Source organism: Acinetobacter sp. V110_1 (assembly GCF_031798975.1).
Classification (GTDB): domain Bacteria; phylum Pseudomonadota; class Gammaproteobacteria; order Pseudomonadales; family Moraxellaceae; genus Acinetobacter; species Acinetobacter nosocomialis_A.
The window spans coordinates 12613-29149 of record NZ_JAVQNN010000019.1 but is presented as its reverse complement, the minus strand read 5'-3'; the positions used below and the strand labels follow the sequence as shown (position 1 = coordinate 29149).

The 16537-nt window shown below is 40.1% G+C and carries 17 protein-coding genes; 7 read left to right on the top strand and 10 right to left on the bottom strand.

The window, feature by feature from the left end:
* Positions 1-47: 47 nt before the first annotated feature.
* On the top strand, positions 48-1433 hold the full coding sequence (locus RMA95_RS07480; protein ID WP_311070037.1) for a wax ester/triacylglycerol synthase family O-acyltransferase: 1386 nt from the start codon (positions 48-50) through the stop codon (positions 1431-1433).
* 27 nt (positions 1434-1460) lie between these two features.
* Here RMA95_RS07480 and RMA95_RS07475 read toward each other — a convergent pair whose 3' ends face one another.
* The 6 genes from RMA95_RS07475 to RMA95_RS07450 all read right to left on the bottom strand — a co-directional run bounded on the left by RMA95_RS07475 (position 1461) and on the right by RMA95_RS07450 (position 6284).
* Positions 1461-1634, bottom strand: a complete 174-nt coding sequence (locus tag RMA95_RS07475; protein ID WP_002116397.1) for a PA1571 family protein — start codon at positions 1632-1634, stop codon at positions 1461-1463.
* 141 nt (positions 1635-1775) lie between these two features.
* A complete protein-coding gene (gene rng / locus RMA95_RS07470; protein WP_004712131.1) occupies positions 1776-3230 on the bottom strand; it encodes a ribonuclease G in 1455 nt (484 codons plus the stop codon).
* A gap of 113 nt (positions 3231-3343) precedes the next feature.
* Entirely contained in the window at positions 3344-3904 is a 561-nt protein-coding gene (locus RMA95_RS07465; RefSeq protein ID WP_311070036.1) for a Maf-like protein, read from the bottom strand.
* The gene (mreD, locus tag RMA95_RS07460) at positions 3892-4383 is read right to left on the bottom strand and encodes a rod shape-determining protein MreD (RefSeq protein ID WP_002051447.1); all 492 of its coding nucleotides are present in this window, start codon (positions 4381-4383) and stop codon (positions 3892-3894) included. The genes RMA95_RS07465 and mreD overlap by 13 nt, the downstream gene beginning before the upstream one ends.
* Complete coding sequence (gene mreC, locus RMA95_RS07455; protein WP_002051136.1) at positions 4370-5227, bottom strand: rod shape-determining protein MreC; 858 nt, start codon at positions 5225-5227, stop codon at positions 4370-4372. The genes mreD and mreC overlap by 14 nt, the downstream gene beginning before the upstream one ends.
* Positions 5228-5243: 16 nt before the next feature.
* Positions 5244-6284 (bottom strand): rod shape-determining protein, encoded by a 1041-nt coding sequence (locus RMA95_RS07450; protein WP_000601379.1) that lies wholly within the window; start codon positions 6282-6284, stop codon positions 5244-5246.
* Between the two features lie 133 nt (positions 6285-6417).
* On the opposite strand from RMA95_RS07450, the gene gatC reads away from it, so the two are divergent.
* From gatC to RMA95_RS07425, 5 genes are all read left to right on the top strand, one after another.
* On the top strand, positions 6418-6732 hold the full coding sequence (gene gatC / locus RMA95_RS07445) for an Asp-tRNA(Asn)/Glu-tRNA(Gln) amidotransferase subunit GatC (RefSeq protein ID WP_000107699.1): 315 nt from the start codon (positions 6418-6420) through the stop codon (positions 6730-6732).
* A gap of 53 nt (positions 6733-6785) precedes the next feature.
* On the top strand, positions 6786-8264 hold the full coding sequence (gene gatA, locus RMA95_RS07440; protein WP_311070035.1) for an Asp-tRNA(Asn)/Glu-tRNA(Gln) amidotransferase subunit GatA: 1479 nt from the start codon (positions 6786-6788) through the stop codon (positions 8262-8264).
* Entirely contained in the window at positions 8264-9733 is a 1470-nt protein-coding gene (gene gatB / locus RMA95_RS07435; RefSeq protein ID WP_000796643.1) for an Asp-tRNA(Asn)/Glu-tRNA(Gln) amidotransferase subunit GatB, read from the top strand. The genes gatA and gatB overlap by 1 nt, the downstream gene beginning before the upstream one ends.
* Before the next feature lie 110 nt (positions 9734-9843).
* The gene (locus RMA95_RS07430; protein ID WP_263614494.1) at positions 9844-10308 is read left to right on the top strand and encodes a hypothetical protein; all 465 of its coding nucleotides are present in this window, start codon (positions 9844-9846) and stop codon (positions 10306-10308) included.
* A 169-nt stretch (positions 10309-10477) separates the two neighbouring features.
* On the top strand, positions 10478-11056 hold the full coding sequence (locus RMA95_RS07425; protein ID WP_311070034.1) for a DJ-1/PfpI family protein: 579 nt from the start codon (positions 10478-10480) through the stop codon (positions 11054-11056).
* Between the two features lie 78 nt (positions 11057-11134).
* Here the strand turns inward: RMA95_RS07425 and RMA95_RS07420 are convergent, their stop codons facing one another.
* On the bottom strand, positions 11135-11653 hold the full coding sequence (locus RMA95_RS07420) for a hypothetical protein (RefSeq protein WP_004705802.1): 519 nt from the start codon (positions 11651-11653) through the stop codon (positions 11135-11137).
* Between the two features lie 83 nt (positions 11654-11736).
* Positions 11737-12804, bottom strand: a complete 1068-nt coding sequence (locus RMA95_RS07415; RefSeq protein ID WP_311070033.1) for a DUF1176 domain-containing protein — start codon at positions 12802-12804, stop codon at positions 11737-11739.
* Between the two features lie 126 nt (positions 12805-12930).
* On the opposite strand from RMA95_RS07415, the gene RMA95_RS07410 reads away from it, so the two are divergent.
* A complete protein-coding gene (locus RMA95_RS07410) occupies positions 12931-13680 on the top strand; it encodes a DUF4850 domain-containing protein (protein WP_311070032.1) in 750 nt (249 codons plus the stop codon).
* A 42-nt stretch (positions 13681-13722) separates the two neighbouring features.
* Here the strand turns inward: RMA95_RS07410 and sbmA are convergent, their stop codons facing one another.
* The gene (sbmA, locus tag RMA95_RS07405; protein ID WP_263614498.1) at positions 13723-14919 is read right to left on the bottom strand and encodes a peptide antibiotic transporter SbmA; all 1197 of its coding nucleotides are present in this window, start codon (positions 14917-14919) and stop codon (positions 13723-13725) included.
* 235 nt (positions 14920-15154) lie between these two features.
* Positions 15155-16390 (bottom strand): threonine ammonia-lyase, encoded by a 1236-nt coding sequence (locus RMA95_RS07400; RefSeq protein WP_087606030.1) that lies wholly within the window; start codon positions 16388-16390, stop codon positions 15155-15157.
* Positions 16391-16537 lie beyond the last annotated feature (147 nt).

Genomic DNA, 16537 nt, shown 5'->3' with positions numbered 1-16537 from the left:
AGCTCAGTTAAGGGCTTCTTAGAAAAAAGCATGAGGCACAACGAGTTATGCGTCCATTACACCCTATTGATTTTATTTTTCTATCACTAGAAAAACGGCAACAACCGATGCATGTTGGCGGATTGTTTTTATTTGAAATTCCTGAAAATGTCCCTGAAACTTTTGTACGTGATTTAGTAGAAGAAATTCGCCAATCAAAAAGTATTCCTGTCCCACCCTTCAATAACCGCTTGAATGGCTTATTTTGGGATGAAGACGAAGAATTCGATATTGATCACCATTTCCGTCATATTGCCCTGCCTCACCCTGGCCGAATCCGTGAGTTACTGGTTTATATTTCGCAGCAGCATAGTTCTTTAATTGACCGAGCAAAACCGCTTTGGACGTGCGACATTATTGAAGGAATCGAAGGTAATCGTTTCGCGATGTACTTTAAGATTCATCATGCCATGGTAGATGGCGTTGCGGGTATGCGTTTAATTGAAAAGTCTCTATCTAAGACCCCACAAGAAAAACATGTAGTTCCCCTTTGGTGTGTAGAAAGTAAAAGAACAAAGCGCTTAAAAGTGCCAAAACCAAGTACCAGTAAAATCAAAAGTATTTTGGGAGGCATCAAGTCACAGCTTAAGGTTACACCTAAAGTTATGCATGAGTTATCACAAACTATTTTTAAAGAAATGGGGAAAAATCCTGACTATGTTTCGACTTTTCAGGCCCCAGTTTCTATTTTAAATCAGCGCGTAAGTGCTTCACGTCGCTTTGCAGCCCAATCTTTCGAGTTAAGTCGCCTTAGAAAGATTTCTAAAGCGCTTGGTGTGACCATCAATGACGTCGTACTTGCTGTTTGTTCAGGTGCCCTACGTGAATACCTGATTAGCCATAATAGCTTGCCTAAAAAGCCTCTTATTGCGATGGTGCCCGCTTCACTACGCACAGATGATTCTGACGTGAGTAACCGCATTACGATGATTCTAGCGAATTTGGGGACCCATAAAGACCAACCTCTAGAACGACTCGAAATTATTCGTCGTAGTATGCAAAATTCAAAGCAACGCTTTAGCCGCATGACTGCAAACGAGATTTTAAACTATAGCGCTGTGGTTTATGGTCCGGCAGGTCTAAATATCATGTCTGGGATGCTTCCTAAGCGTCAGGCATTCAATTTAGTCATTTCCAATGTACCAGGCCCACGTGAGCCACTTTATTGGAATGGTGCGAAATTAGATGCGCTCTACCCTGCTTCTATTGTCATGGATGGACAAGCACTCAATATTACGATGACGAGCTATTTAGATAAGCTGGAAGTAGGTTTAACAGCATGTCGAAATGCTTTACCTAAAATGCAAAACCTTTTAACTCATCTTGAAGATGAGATTCAACGTTTTGAAGAAATTATTGAAGAGAAACATCTGAAACATCATTCAGCGAGTTAAAAAATTAAGGGGCTTTGAATTGGCCCCTTATTTTTTGATTGTGCGGCACTGGTTAAGCAACTGATGACATACTGAGCGAATCATTGCAGTTGTGATCGGTACTTCTTTACCTTGGTCATTCAACATATAGCAGCTATTTACTGGCGTGCTTTCTAAAACATGTTTAAGACCGTTGCTAATTAAGTTTTCACTTACATTCATGGGTTATACCTCTTATTGTTTGCTAAGACGTTTTAAATGGGGAGAACGTCTAGGGCTACTGTACGTAAGTAGTATTTAAAATTCATGAATGAAAGTAAAATTTCAGTTGTAACAAGGATTAAGCGATATCTTGTTACAACTTTAACTTAAAATGATATCGTATTGCTCTTGCGTATATAAATTTTCGACCTGAAATTTAATAACTCTGTTGATAAAGTGCTCTAAATCAGCCACTGCAGGGGCTTCTGCAGTTAATAATCGGTCAATCACAGAAGGATGGGCAACAACAGTAAAGCCACTCGTTGACTCAAATGCACGCGTATATCGTAATATCTCTCGAAATATTTCGTAACACACTGTCTCCGCTGTTTTGACAAAACCACGCCCCTGACACGTTGGACACGACTCACATAACAAGTGTTCTAACGATTCACGTGTTCGTTTACGTGTCATTTCAACTAAGCCAAGTTCAGACACCTGTGTGATTTTGGTTTTGGCATGATCACGTTCAAGCATTTTCTCAAACTGACGCATCACCTCTTCACGGTGAATCGCTTCTTGCATGTCAATAAAATCAATAATGATAATACCCCCTAGATTTCGTAATCTAAGCTGACGTGCAATGACTTGAGTCGCTTCCATATTGGTTTTAAAGACAGTATCTTCAAGACTACGACCACCGACATAAGAGCCTGTATTGACATCAATCGTAGTCATAGCCTCAGTCTGGTCAATCATTAAATAACCACCAGACTTTAGGGCAACACGTGTTTGTAGCGCTTTTTGAATATCTTCTTCAACGTTATAGAGATCAAATAACGGGCGCTCACCTGGGTAGTGAATCAGGCGACTTTGCATATTCGGAACAAATTCATCTACAAACTCACGCAGTTTGCCGTGAATCTCTCTCGAATCGACATAAATCTTTGCAGTTTCCTCACTGGCCAAATCACGAATAATTCGTTGTGGTAGTGGTAGCTCTTCAAAAATTAAAGAAGGAACTGCAACATCAACTTGTTTACGCTGAATATATTCCCATAGCTTACTGAGATAACACATGTCCTGAGCAATCTCAGCATCATCTACGCCTTCTGCAGCAGTACGAACAATCACACTACCAGGTAGATTATGCTCTGCCTGAATACCTTCGATGATATTGCGTAAGCGTTCGCGCTCTTCTTCAGACTCAATACGCTGTGAAACACCAATATGGTTACCATATGGCATAAGAACTAAATAGCGAGAAGGAATTGAAAGATCTGTACTCAGGCGAGCGCCTTTCGTACCAAGCATATCTTTCATCACCTGAACGGTTAGAATTTGCCCCGGATGAAGTAATTCAAAAACATTAGGTGTTGGCTGTGAACGAGGCCAAACCATATCATTAATATGCAAAAAGGCTGTTCTAGATAAGCCGATATCAACAAAAGCCGCTTGCATGCCTGGAAGCACACGGACAACTTTACCTTTGTAGATATTGCCGACAAGTCCTCGTTTCACTGTACGTTCAACATACAGCTCATTAACAGTTCCATTTTCGATTAATGCCACCCGACACTCCATAGGTGTGACATTAATAAGTAGTTCTTCTGACATACATAAACTCAAAGCATTATAAAATTTTTATTAAAGAGTCAGAGGGACTGTTAATGTAGCTTTGTCCACTATTCATCGACAATGCAATTCAATCAAGAATTATCAACAACCCCTTATGTCTTCACTCTTTTGAATAACTGTGAAAATTCGTACAAAGGAAGCCCTACCACATTACTATAACTTCCTTGAATTTTGGGAATATATTGCGAAGCAATTCCTTGAATTGCATATGCACCGGCCTTCCCTACAGGTTCTCCTGTGGCCCAATAGTCTTCCATATCTGGCGTAGTCATTGATGCAAACTCAACTTGTGTTTGCACCACTTGACTCAAGATTTGCTGCTGTGTCGCAATACAAATTCCGGAAAACACATCATGCCAACGGCCAGATAATAGTTTCCAAATTTCAAAAGCATGCTGTTTTGAGTCAGGTTTACCAATAATCTGACCATCAAGCCCAAGACTTGTATCGGCAGCAATAACAATTGAATCTGGAAAAATATTTAATACGGCTTGAGCTTTTTCTCTTGCCAAACGCTCAACATATTGATGAACCAGCTCACCGTCATGAACAGATTCATCAATATCAGGGCTATAAACTTCAAAATTTAAGCCCAACTGTTGTAAGAGCTCTCTGCGACGCGGAGAACTTGAAGCTAAAATTAAATGCGCCATTTTGCTAAACAATAGTAAACAACAGGCCAAGTTAAAATGCTTGTTATTAACGGTTGCCAATGTCGAGCAATCGAAAAATGAATGCCGCCCATGGTTTGGGTTACCCACATAAATGCCAAGTGCGCAATAATCACTAAAATGGCAATCGTCCATAAATTAACGAAAGTCAAAATCCGACGTTCACGTATTAAAAAACGGGTTACAAAGGTAACAATAACAAAACTTAAAGCATTTAGGCCCAAAGGTGCATCAAGCAATAGATCTGTAAAAATTCCCATGCCAAATGCAAACCACACCCCACACCATGTTGGTTGGCAAACGACCCAAAATAACATGATCATAAGCATGAACAATGGACGCCAGCCAGAAATATCGTAGGAAAGCGGGTAAACCATGAGCACAGAACCCACGATAACAGAGAGTATAATTCCCCATAGTGGATCTTTACGCTTCTCACGTTTCAATTTAGCGATCGGCATATGGTTGCTCCTTCGCTAATGAGTCAGAGAAAAGCACAACCACGTGATGTCCTGTTGCAAGTTGAGCAGCTGGCGTAATATCAATTTCAGCAAATTCACCTGAATTATGGCGACGGATTTTAGCCACCGTACCGACCGCATAGCCTGCTGGGAAATGCTCACCTAAGCCCGAACTTAATACTTTATCACCGACCTGAATATTTGCACTGGTTGGAACGTATTCCATTTTCAAACGACCTAAATCACCAGTTCCCGAAACAATCGCACGCATGCCTGTACGCTCTAAACGAACAGAAAGTGAATGCTCTTTATCAGAAAGTAGCATCACACGTGAACTATGAGGGTATACATTAATGATTTGCCCCATAATCCCTTTATCATCCAGAACCGTTTGACCAACCTTAAGGTGATCCATTGAACCACGGTTAATAATGATAATGTGACGTAGCGGATCGGCATCTGTTCCAATTACTTCGGCAATTTCCATACGGCCATCAATAATTAATGGTGTATCGAGTAAACCACGTAATCGGGTATTTTCAGCAGACAATTCAGACAGTTTCTGCAAACGAACCTGAGCCTGTAACAACTCAGCCTGCATTGCAGTGTTTTCACGGCGCAGTTGTGTTTCTGATTTAGTTTGTTGATTCAGCCATTCTCTCGACAGTACCGGATAGCTTGCAAGCGCATAAATTGGATTATATGCAGCGTACAAGACATCCCTTGCTGGCTGAATTACATAAGGCATGCGCCAATCAAAGAACAGCACAACCAAGCATGTAATGACCGCAATAATAAACGAGCGGAAAGATGGCGGCTGTCTTGAAAAAATATTCGGTTGCACCGCCTAATCCTTAAACTTAACCGACGAAAAGCATGTCATGGTTCGGGTTGTCGAAGAATTCTAATACTTTACCACCACCACGGGTCACACAAGTAAGAGGATCTTCAGCAACAACAACTGGTAAACCAGTTTCTTGCGCTAATAATTTGTCGAGGTTACGAAGTAATGCACCGCCACCTGTCAACACAATACCACGCTCAGCAATATCAGAAGAAAGTTCAGGAGGCGTTTGTTCAAGAGCAGATTTCACCGCGCTTACAATGCTTTGTAACGGATCAGAAATCGCTTGAGTAATTTCGTCAGAAGTTACAGTAATAGCACGAGGCACACCTTCTGCAAGGTTACGACCACGTACTTCAATTTCTAATGTTGTACCATCAGAAACAGCCATACCAACTTCTTTCTTAATGATTTCCGCTGTGGTTTCACCAATTACGCAACCGTGAGCTTTACGAACATAGTTAATGATTTGCTCATCAAATACATCGCCACCAATACGTAAAGAATCGGCATAGACACAACCCTGCAATGAGATAATTGCAATTTCAGTTGTACCACCACCAACATCCACAACCATAGAACCACATGCTTGTTCAACTGGCATACCCGCACCAATTGCAGCAGCCATTGGCTCTTCAATTAAGCGCACATCACGGGCACCCGCATTAAATACGGCTTCACGAATTGCACGGCGCTCGACCAAAGTTGATTTACATGGTACACATACAACTACACGAGGTGCAGGTGGGAACAAACGTTTTTCGTGAACTTTACCAATGAACTGATTCAGCATGGTTTCAGTCACTTCAAAGTCTGCAATTACACCGTCTTTCATTGGACGAATTGCAGAAATATTTGCAGGCGTACGGCCTAACATTTGTTTCGCATCCAGCCCTACAGCAGCAACAATTTTTTGTGAACCACTGTGACGAATTGCCACAACTGTTGGTTCATTTAATATAATGCCGCGGCCTGGTGCATAAATAAGTGTATTTGCTGTACCTAAATCAATGGCTAGATCCGGCGAAAACAAGCCAATTAGTCGTTTTAGAATCACGGTTCGTTCTCAGTTAAACTTTCATGTGGATGCAAGGTGGCAACTTTAAACTAAATGTGATGATTTGAACAAGTCAATCGCTTATTATAACGCACGATATTTTGAAAATTTTTAATACTGATTAGGTGATGTTATGTCTACATCGGATGCACAGCATTCAGCAGATTTAAATGCACAAACAGTTTCAGCAATCGCCAATCTTGCTCGATTGTCGCTCAATGATACGCAATCTGCTGAATATGCTCAAAGTCTAAATAAAATTTTAGGCATGATGGAAACCTTAAAAGGCATTGATACGGAAGGCGTAGAACCTTTGAAGAGTCCTTTTGACAATCCTCAACCTTTACGTGCTGATGTGGTAACTGAAAGCAATCATCGAGATGAATACCAAGCTGTTGCACCTGCAACTCAAGATGGTTTGTATCTTGTTCCTCGCGTGATTGAATAACTTTTAGTCAATTAATCCATCTTCCCAATTTTGAATGTAAAGAAATTTTACTCATGACTGATTTACATCGCTTATCAATTCGTGAACTTGCTGAAGGCTTAAGCCAAGCGAAGTTTTCATCTCGCGAACTGACTGAACACTATTTAAAACGTATTGCTAAAATTGACCCACTGGTAAAAAGCTACGTGACGGTTACGCCTGAGCAAGCGCTTGCTGAAGCAGATGCAGCCGATGCAGCCTTAAAAACGGGTAATGCAACTGCTTTAACGGGTATTCCACTTGCTCACAAAGATATCTTTTGTACCAAAGGCATTAAAACAACTGCCGGTTCAAAAATACTAGACAACTTCATTTCTCCTTACGATGCAACTGTTGTTGAAAAAACTAAAGCAGCTGGTCTTGTCACTTTAGGTAAAGTGAACATGGATGAGTTTGCGATGGGCTCAACTTCTGAAAGCTCATATGTTGGTGCAACAAGTAACCCGTGGGCACTTGACCATGTTCCTGGCGGCTCATCAGGTGGTTCTGCTGCGGCTGTAGCGGCTGATTTAGCGCCTTTCGCTACGGGTACTGATACAGGTGGCTCAATTCGTCAACCTGCCTCTTTCTGTGGCTTAACAGGCTTAAAACCAACTTATGGTCGTGTATCTCGCTTCGGCATTATTGCTTATGCATCCTCTTTAGACCAAGCAGGTCCAATGGCACGCTCTGCTGAAGACTGTGCTTACCTGATGAATGTAATTGCAGGTCACGATGCAAAAGACTCGACTTCGGTTAAAAAAGAGGTTGATGACTACGTTGCAAACTTGAATAACACATCTGTAAAAGGTTTACGCATTGGTATTCCTAAACAGTACTTTAACGTTGCTGGCTTAGATGCCGACGTAAAAGCACGTGTTGAAGAGTCTTTGAAAAAGCTTGAAGAAATGGGTGCTACGCTTGTTGAGATCGATCTCAACATGACTGAAGCTTATGTACCGACGTATTACCTCATTGCGCCAGCAGAAGCATCATCTAACTTATCTCGTTACGATGGCGTTCGTTACGGCTACCGCTGTGAAAACCCGGCAGACTTGATGGATCTTTACAAACGCTCTCGTTCAGAAGGCTTTGGTCCAGAAGTTCAACGTCGTATCCTTATTGGTACATATGCGCTTTCTGCAGGTTATTACGATGCTTACTATGTAAAAGCACAAAAAGTACGTCGTTTAATTCAACAAGACTTCTTAAAAGCATTTGAAAATGTAGATGTGATTGCGGCTCCTGCTGCTCCAACAACTGCATATAAAATTGGTGCGAACTTAAGCCCAACTGAAATGTATTTAGGCGATATCTATACACTTGCAGTGAACTTAGCAGGCTTACCAGCTATTAATGCTCCTGTTGGTTTTGATAAAGACAGTTTACCTGTAGGCTTACAATTAATTGGTAACTACTGGTCAGAATCACAACTGTTGTCGATTGTTCATCAATACCAACAAAATACCGATTTCCATACTAAACGTGCGGCAATTGCTGAGGAGAATGCATAATGGCTGAAGCTCAAAAGTTGAAATTGATTGACGGTTGGGAAGTCGTTATTGGTATTGAGATTCACACTCAGCTTGCAACCAATTCTAAAATTTTCTCAGGTTCATCGACTGAGTTTGGTCAAGACCCAAATACACAAGCGAGCCTTGTCGACTTGGCAATGCCGGGTGTACTCCCTGTTTTGAATGAAAAAGTGGTTGATCTTGCAATTCGCTTTGGTTTGGGTATCGATGCTTACATCGACCAAGCATCTGTGTTTGCACGCAAAAACTACTTCTACCCTGACTCACCAAAAGGCTATCAAATTAGCCAAATGGATAACCCGATTGTGGGCTTGGGTCACATCGACATTCAACTTGAAGATGGTACGACTAAACGTATTGGTGTAACTCGTGCTCACCTTGAAGAAGATGCGGGTAAATCTGTACATGACCAATTTGAAGGCATGTCTGGCATTGACTTAAACCGTGCCGGTACACCTTTGCTTGAAATCGTTTCTGAACCAGACATGCGTTCAGTTGAAGAAGCGGTTGCTTATATCAAAGCGATTCACACATTAGTACGTTGGTTAGGTATTTCTGACGGTAACATGGCAGAAGGTTCATTCCGTGCGGACTGTAACGTGTCTTTACGCCGTCCGGGCCAACCGTTTGGTACACGCTGTGAGCTTAAAAACCTCAACTCATTCCGTTTCATTGAGCAAGCGATCAATGTTGAAATTGAACGCCAAATGGAAATTTTGGAATACGGCGGAAGTATCGACCAAGAAACTCGTTTGTTCGATCCAAACAAAATGGAAACGCGTTCAATGCGTTCTAAAGAAGAAGCGAACGATTACCGCTACTTCCCAGATCCAGATTTGTTACCAGTGATTATTGCAGATGAGCAAATCGAAGCTGCTCGCGCTGCTCTCCCAGAGCTTCCTGCCGCACGTCGTGCACGCTTTATCGCAGACTTTGGTGTAACTGAGTACGATGCACATGTACTTACGCTCTCACGCGAAATGGCAGACTTCTATGAAGCTGTTGTGGCTGCTGCTGGCGGTGCGAAGCAAGGTAAAGTATCTGCAAACTGGGTAATGGGCGAATTCTCTGGTGCTTTAAACAAAGCAGGCCTAGATTTGGCTGACTCACCTGTTTCTGCTGAACAGCTTGGCGGCATGATTGCACGCATTGTTGACAACACCATTAGCGGTAAGATTGCAAAACAAGTCTTTGGCTTTATGTGGGAATCGGAAGGTAAATCTGCCGACGACATTATTGCGGAAAAAGGCTTAAAGCAAGAAACCGACACAGGTGCAATTGAAGCGATCATTAAAGAAGTACTTGCAGCCAATGAAAAAATGGTTGAAGAGTACAAGTCTGGTAAAGAGAAAGCCTTTAACGGTCTTGTTGGTCAAGTCATGAAAGCTTCTAAGGGTAAAGCTAACCCTGCTCAAGTCAATGAATTAATGAAAAAATTGATTGGTTAAACCAATCTAGCTTTTAGAAAACCCCGCTTTAGAGCGGGTTTTTTATCTATTTTAAAATGCAATGAATCCACAATAATTTTTAAGCTAAAACTATGCTGAACAGGTTACTCATGATAAATAAATTACTTATTACTGCTTCTTTATTGTTAATAAACTCGACACTTTTTGCTCAAACGGTTCAAGTCCCAAAGAGTGAAGTAGCATCTATTTTTAAAGCTGCAAATTTCAAAAAAACGAAACATGGCTGGAAAGGTAACTGTGATACTGGTGAAATTATTATTTATAAAGATTTAAATGGTGATGGTCATAAAGATGCAGTTATTCAAGATAGTAGCAGTATGTGTTATGGCAATACAGGGGTTGGCTACTATATTGTTTCACAGCAAAAAGATGGTCGATGGAAAAAACTCTTTAGCAACTCTGGCCTTCCCACCTTTTTGAAAACTAAAGGCAAAGATGGCTGGCCTGATATTGAAAATGGGGGACCAGGCTTCTGTTCTGCTATTTATCGATGGAATGGTCAAGAATACGTTGTAAACCGTCATGAATATGAAGGTAAAGCTTGTGAGTTATAAAAAGTAGATCCCATAAATTTAAAAGCCTCTATTTATCGAGGCTTTTTTTATATCACTTACGAAACACTCTTCGACTAAAGAATGAGCTTTTTCCTAAAAATCACACTACCGTTATGCTAATTTAAATTAAAAATAGAAATCACTTATATTTTAAAAAGAGGGATAAATCATGTCTAAAAAGATTTTAATGTTAGTCGGTGACTATGCTGAAGACTATGAAACTATGGTTCCTTTCCAGTTCTTAACTAGTTTAGGTTATACCGTGCATGCGGTTTGCCCGAATAAAAAGAATGGTGACCATATTGCGACTGCAATTCATGACTTTGAAGGTGAGCAAACTTATAGCGAAAAGCGTGGTCATAACTTCGCGATTAACTATGATTTTAATGCCGTTAATACCGAAGATTATGTAGGTCTAGTTATTCCGGGTGGTCGTGCACCAGAGTATTTACGCATGAATGAACGTGTTGTCGAAATTGTACGTGAGTTCGATCGAGTGAAAAAACCAATTGCAGCCGTATGCCATGGCGCTCAGTTACTCGCAGCGGCTGACATTTTAAAAGGCCGCCTCTGTTCTGCTTATCCAGCATGTGCTGTCGAAGTAAAACTCGCAGGTGGTCAATATGCAGATATTGCTGTAACTGATGCCGTTACAGATGGACATTTGGTGACTGCTCCAGCTTGGCCTGCACATCCAGCTTGGTTAGCTCAATTTGTGAAAGTTTTAGGGGCTACAATTACGATCTAAAGAGATCTCTTTATCCCAAATACAATAAAGCCTGCTCTTAGATAGCAGGCTTTATTACTAAAATAGAAAACTAGATTTTTATCTTGTAATCCCTAATTTATTCCAAATTTCTGGTGTTAAAAACGTCGTCACTAATTTATTTAAATCGATATAACGCAATGTACCTTGTAACTGCTGTTTAACAGCTGGGTCTTTAACAATATCTTCACCAGCACTTTGACCTAACTGTTGGAAAGCTTCTCCAACTGCCTTAACACCTTCTGCCTTAATCACAGCTTTAGTTTGGGTAGAACATTGCTCCACAATCACCCGTTGTAAAACTTGAGCCAGTTTTTGATCTAACTGATCTTTTTGCTCAGGCGTTACATTACTAAATGCTTTTAGATCGGGATGAGCTGCTAAAGCCGTAAATGTCCACTGAAGCACTGTAGTTTTATCTGAAGCTGTTGTCGCTTTAACAAGACAATCACTGAGCTGATCGACCGTTGGACCCGCCATTGCAATTTGTGTTGTGCCTAGTACAGCCGCCGCCACACATATTGAACGACTCAGATGTGAAAACTTATGGCGAGCAATAGCGTAAAGATGACGTGACATAGGTCTAGCTCCAATAAACAATCTGTTCTTTTTATCACAGAGTCACCAAAGTTACCTGTTATGACTCTGTAACCGCAAAATAGTTATTTCACCACAGACTCTATTCGATCAAGCTCCCACACCCCACCTGCTGCCAAGCCTTTGCACATCCCTGTCCACATATCCTTAGTATGCACAAAACTCTTGCCATCCCAGACCCATTCTTCACTTGCCCAACAATCTCCAATACCTCGTCCCTTTTGAGAACTGCTGATCATACCGCTATCGAAATCTGAAGCGGACTCGGTCACAAACGTTGCCTTACCATTTAAAGACTCATCGAGTACCCAAGCTCCATACCCTTCGTTATAAGCCCCTCTCCAACACAATGTAGTCGCCAGAGCTTTTTGATTGGTTAATTTATATAGGTCAATTTCTTGTGGTTCAGCTCCATCACTATTACCGCCATAAACGCCTTCACAAAAGCCGTCTTCTTTCGGATTCGGTTTAGCTGCCATCAGGCTACGGTATATTGTTTGGTACTGTTTATTTTTTGGCTGTAAAGTTAAGTAAGGTTTAGTTGCCGTTTTAATACGTTTTACAACTAGTTTTGGTTCAGGCATCAGCACTTGATTTTCATTGGCACTGCCCTTTTTGACTAAAGCACCAACGGTCCCAATACGCTTCTGAAAATCATCCATTTTTAATAACACAGCAGTCATACCAGCATCAGAAATTTTCCATTCATGTTGCGCATTTTTAAATACAATTTCAGTTTTCTGTTTAGACTGCTGCAGTACAGCATTGGCTTGTGAACTAGTTAATTTACCCATAATTGGCAGCTCAGTACCATCTACAGCCACAAGCCCTAAGTCTTTGCCATTGATATAAAAATGGATATTTTTAAGCTGATTTGCAGGCATGCTTTGTTCATAGTCAGACAAAGCAAACTCAACTTGCACAGGTTGTTTTGGCCCTGCTTTACGCGTTATTAAAATTGAAGCTGGATTATCACCATTGTCTTCATTTTGATAGCCAGCAGCCTTACAAGTACCCGTATTACTACAATAGATTTCCCACTCTTGATGAGAAAATGAAATGCCTTTAATATCTTGAGCAAAACTATAAGAACTTATTGCTGCTAAACAGCAAATTGAAAGTATATTTTTCATTTTTCCATATCTCTATAAATCTGTTTTTATTATGAAATTAAAAACAGTTTTCAATTTTGAACTACCTTATAGTTTAAAAGAATATGTTAGATTTATATAAGATTTTAAATTGATTACTTTCTAAAAATGAAAAAATTAAATTTTTTATTATGCACGGCATTGGTAAGTCTCACTTCAACTGCTTATGCAGAAGTAAAAAGCTTTACTCCTCTTTTTCCAAAGTTTGATAGCTCTGATGCAACCCGCAAAGCAGATAATCAGTTCTACAAGCTTGGAGAAGCAAATTTTTTAAACGGCGTTACAGTCCCTTTTTATGGCGTTACTGCACAAAACCCAATGGAGGATGGTTTACTTAAAGATTTTGAAAAATGCACACCTAAAAGCTGTAATTTTAATTTTAAACTCGATGCTCAACATGCCAAACAACTCAAGCTTCTTGCATTACCTGAAATAGGATTAGTACTGGTTCCACGTAACTGGCAAGATGTAGAAGCAAATGCAGGTGCGAATGGAACTGGTTTTGCTTTAGCAATGAGTCCAGATCAAAAACAAGCGATAGAGCTTTATGACTCTTCTTTTTGCGTTGGGTGTGGATTACCAAATGCAACGCTGTATTTTCCTGAACTTTTAAAAGAAAGTGTTGAAGATGATTTTGGCGGTTTTAAAGACCCTAAAAAACTCATTAACATCGTTCATCCCTCAAAAAAAGTGGCTTTTTTTAGTTATCAAATTCCACAAATGAACAATAAAACGCATGGTATTGCCAAATATTATGATGAGGACACGTTCAACTACAAAGAGATTCAAGTCACCTTAGATAAATCTCAGCAATCATTAGTTGGTCCTATTCTTAATTTTTATAATGCAACTCATTAAATATTTGTACCTATAAAAAAACCCGCTTTCGCGGGTTTTCATTTATTTATGCAATATTGATTCAAAAGCTTTTAAACGCTTGTAAATCGAAAGTAACTCAATAATGGTTTTCCATGAACTAATTAAATATTGGAATGATTCACGAACCTTATCAAATACACCACCAATTTGGTTAATTAAGCCTAACGTCATCTTCCCACTCGCAATTGCAGGGAATAAGACCACTAGACTATATAAAATGTCTAATTGCTTATACCAAGTTGCTACCAAGTTAAAGTAAGCATAATGAAAATAGAGACGGAAATAGTTTGTACGGACTCGACTGAAAAGCTCTTTTAAAGTAGCTGGTTTTGCACGGTCGACATGATCTTCACCATAAACCAATTCTTTACGATAAGCTGCTTCTACTTTTTGATTGTTAAATTGTAGACCAGGCAATTTAATACCAACAACCATTAATAAAATGGTACCAAAAGCAGCCCATACAATTGCAGCCCATACCAAAGAGTGGTTTAACTCACCAACAATTGGTAAAACAGGAACGTGTTTAGAGAGCTGAAATAAAATAGGTAAAAATGCAATTAAAATCATCACAGCTTTTACCAGTTCAACACCTAAGTCCTCCATAATAGTCGCAAAACGCATGGTGTCTTCTTGTACACGCTGCGAAGCACCTTCAATATGGCGAAGCTTTTCCCAATGTTCCGTGTAGTACTCATTCATTGCCGTACGCCAACGAAATACATAGTGACTTGTAAAAAAAGCATTAATGACAGCTAAGGTTACAGCGACCATTGCAATATAAAGAAAAACTAGAGTTTCACTGTATAGTGCAGAGAGATCTCCACCTCCATCAGAAAGCATTTTTTGAATTAAGTCCCAAAACGGTACATACCATGCATTAATGGCAACACTGACCTGAACACCAAACCAGATGTTAAATAGAATAAAAGCAGAACCCCAAATGGACCATCTTTGCCAAGGATTATTGGAAACAATTTTCCAAAAACCAGCAAACAATGCTGTAGAGACTAAAAACCAGACATAAAACCATAAGAAAGTTGGAGACCAAAAACGGCTAACACCAACAGGTAATTGAGCTTGATGATAGCCTTGAGCAAAGCCGATAAAAGTTCCCCAAGTGTTTCCACCTGTGTACCAGAGCACCATATTTAGTGCGATCCAAATAACCGCCGATATAAAAAAATATCGTGGTGACGGAAAAAATGATTTGAACATTGAGTGTTGTCATCCCTATATTTCTTCAAATTTGCAATGAAGAGAATACTAAAACCTAAACCTTAAAATTGTGAAGGGCAAAGTTTAGAGAATTGTGAGTTTTTCCCATTTCATTGAAGGATTTGATCGTTTTTTTGTAAATTCATCCTTTTTGCAATTTAATCCATTTAAATTGCTTTGTATATGACTCTCTTAAGAGCCATATACGGCTTTTATATCATAGCGTTATCTGTGTTTAAATCTCTTCTTTACGAACAATATAGCCTTCAAGCTGCATAGCCTGAATTAAAGGTTCCAGATCTGGAGCACTTTTTAACTCGACATCAACACTGACCGCACTTTCTTTAGCACGGCTTGTTGCTGCAAAGCGTTCATGTCGAAGTTCATAAATATTACCGCCTTGCTCAGCAATAATGGCAGTTAAACGCGCTAAAGCACCCGGATTATCTGGTAATTCGACACGAATACGAACCATACGGCCAGTACGCGTTAAATGACGCTGTAATACGGAAACCATCACTCGTGTATCAATATTACCCCCAGATAAAACAACCCCGACTTTATGACCTAAAAATAGATCTGGTCGAGACATAATTGCAGCGATACCTGTCGCCCCTGCTCCTTCGCACACTGTTTTTTCAATGTTAAGTAACAGCGCAATCGCTTCTTCAATCATGTCTTCAGTGACAACAACAATGTCATCAACGTATTCTTTAGCGACTTGAGTCGTCAGCTCACCCGGAGTTTTAACCGCAATACCTTCAGCTACTGTTGAGCCCAATGAAACCGCAATTTGATAATTACAAAGCAATTTCGCCATGCTTGGGTAAACCACCGATTGAACCCCGATGACCTTAATTTTAGGATTTATCGATTTTGCTGCAATCGCAATACCAGAAATGAGACCACCACCACCAATAGGAACCACTAATATGTCTAAGTCAGGCACGGCACCTAGCATTTCAAGCGCGATAGTACCTTGACCAGCAATAATTTCAGCATCGTCAAAAGGATGAATAATGGTTAATGATTCTTCTTGAGCGACACGGTGCATTTCAGCAGCAGCTTCAGAAAAGTCTTGCCCATGCAAAATTACACGTGCGCCGTATTCACGTACTCGTTGTACCTTCACATTAGGCGTCGATTTAGGCATGACAATAGTTGCTGTTACGCCTGTACGCTGAGCATGATAAGCAACCCCTTGTGCATGGTTCCCCGCTGAAGCAGCGATTACACCATGTTGCTTTTCTTGTTCAGATAAACTCAAAAGTTTATTCAATGCGCCTCTTTCTTTAAAAGAAGCCGTAAATTGTAGATTTTCAAATTTCAGCCACATTTCTGCCCCTAGGGTTTTAGAAATAGTTTCTGAAAAAACAAAAGGTGTTTTAACCACTAAACCATCTAAACGCTCTGCAGCGGCATGTATATCTTCTAATGTTGGAAACTCATGTTTTACCTGTTGCTGAATCATCTAATTAATCGGCCTCAATACGTTACAAATCAATTATTTTTTTGAAAATAGCATGAATTTCTCATATCTGTCATGAGTAGTTTTCAGCATAGCTCCACTATACAAAAATTTTTGTCAGTACATACAAATCTTTTATTTTTCAACAAA

Bases quoted from the DNA above. Each gene is read 5' to 3' on its own strand.
- RMA95_RS07480 (WP_311070037.1), top strand. From the start codon at position 48: ATGCGTCCATTACACCCTATTGATTTTATTTTTCTATCACTAGAAAAA.
- RMA95_RS07475 (WP_002116397.1), bottom strand. From the start codon at position 1,634: ATGAATGTAAGTGAAAACTTAATTAGCAACGGTCTTAAACATGTTTTA.
- rng (WP_004712131.1), bottom strand. From the start codon at position 3,230: ATGTCAGAAGAACTACTTATTAATGTCACACCTATGGAGTGTCGGGTG.
- RMA95_RS07465 (WP_311070036.1), bottom strand. From the start codon at position 3,904: ATGGCGCATTTAATTTTAGCTTCAAGTTCTCCGCGTCGCAGAGAGCTC.
- mreD (WP_002051447.1), bottom strand. From the start codon at position 4,383: ATGCCGATCGCTAAATTGAAACGTGAGAAGCGTAAAGATCCACTATGG.
- gatC (WP_000107699.1), top strand. From the start codon at position 6,418: ATGTCTACATCGGATGCACAGCATTCAGCAGATTTAAATGCACAAACA.
- gatA (WP_311070035.1), top strand. From the start codon at position 6,786: ATGACTGATTTACATCGCTTATCAATTCGTGAACTTGCTGAAGGCTTA.
- gatB (WP_000796643.1), top strand. From the start codon at position 8,264: ATGGCTGAAGCTCAAAAGTTGAAATTGATTGACGGTTGGGAAGTCGTT.
- RMA95_RS07430 (WP_263614494.1), top strand. From the start codon at position 9,844: ATGATAAATAAATTACTTATTACTGCTTCTTTATTGTTAATAAACTCG.
- RMA95_RS07425 (WP_311070034.1), top strand. From the start codon at position 10,478: ATGTCTAAAAAGATTTTAATGTTAGTCGGTGACTATGCTGAAGACTAT.
- RMA95_RS07420 (WP_004705802.1), bottom strand. From the start codon at position 11,653: ATGTCACGTCATCTTTACGCTATTGCTCGCCATAAGTTTTCACATCTG.
- RMA95_RS07415 (WP_311070033.1), bottom strand. From the start codon at position 12,804: ATGAAAAATATACTTTCAATTTGCTGTTTAGCAGCAATAAGTTCTTAT.
- RMA95_RS07410 (WP_311070032.1), top strand. From the start codon at position 12,931: ATGAAAAAATTAAATTTTTTATTATGCACGGCATTGGTAAGTCTCACT.
- sbmA (WP_263614498.1), bottom strand. From the start codon at position 14,919: ATGTTCAAATCATTTTTTCCGTCACCACGATATTTTTTTATATCGGCG.
- RMA95_RS07400 (WP_087606030.1), bottom strand. From the start codon at position 16,390: ATGATTCAGCAACAGGTAAAACATGAGTTTCCAACATTAGAAGATATA.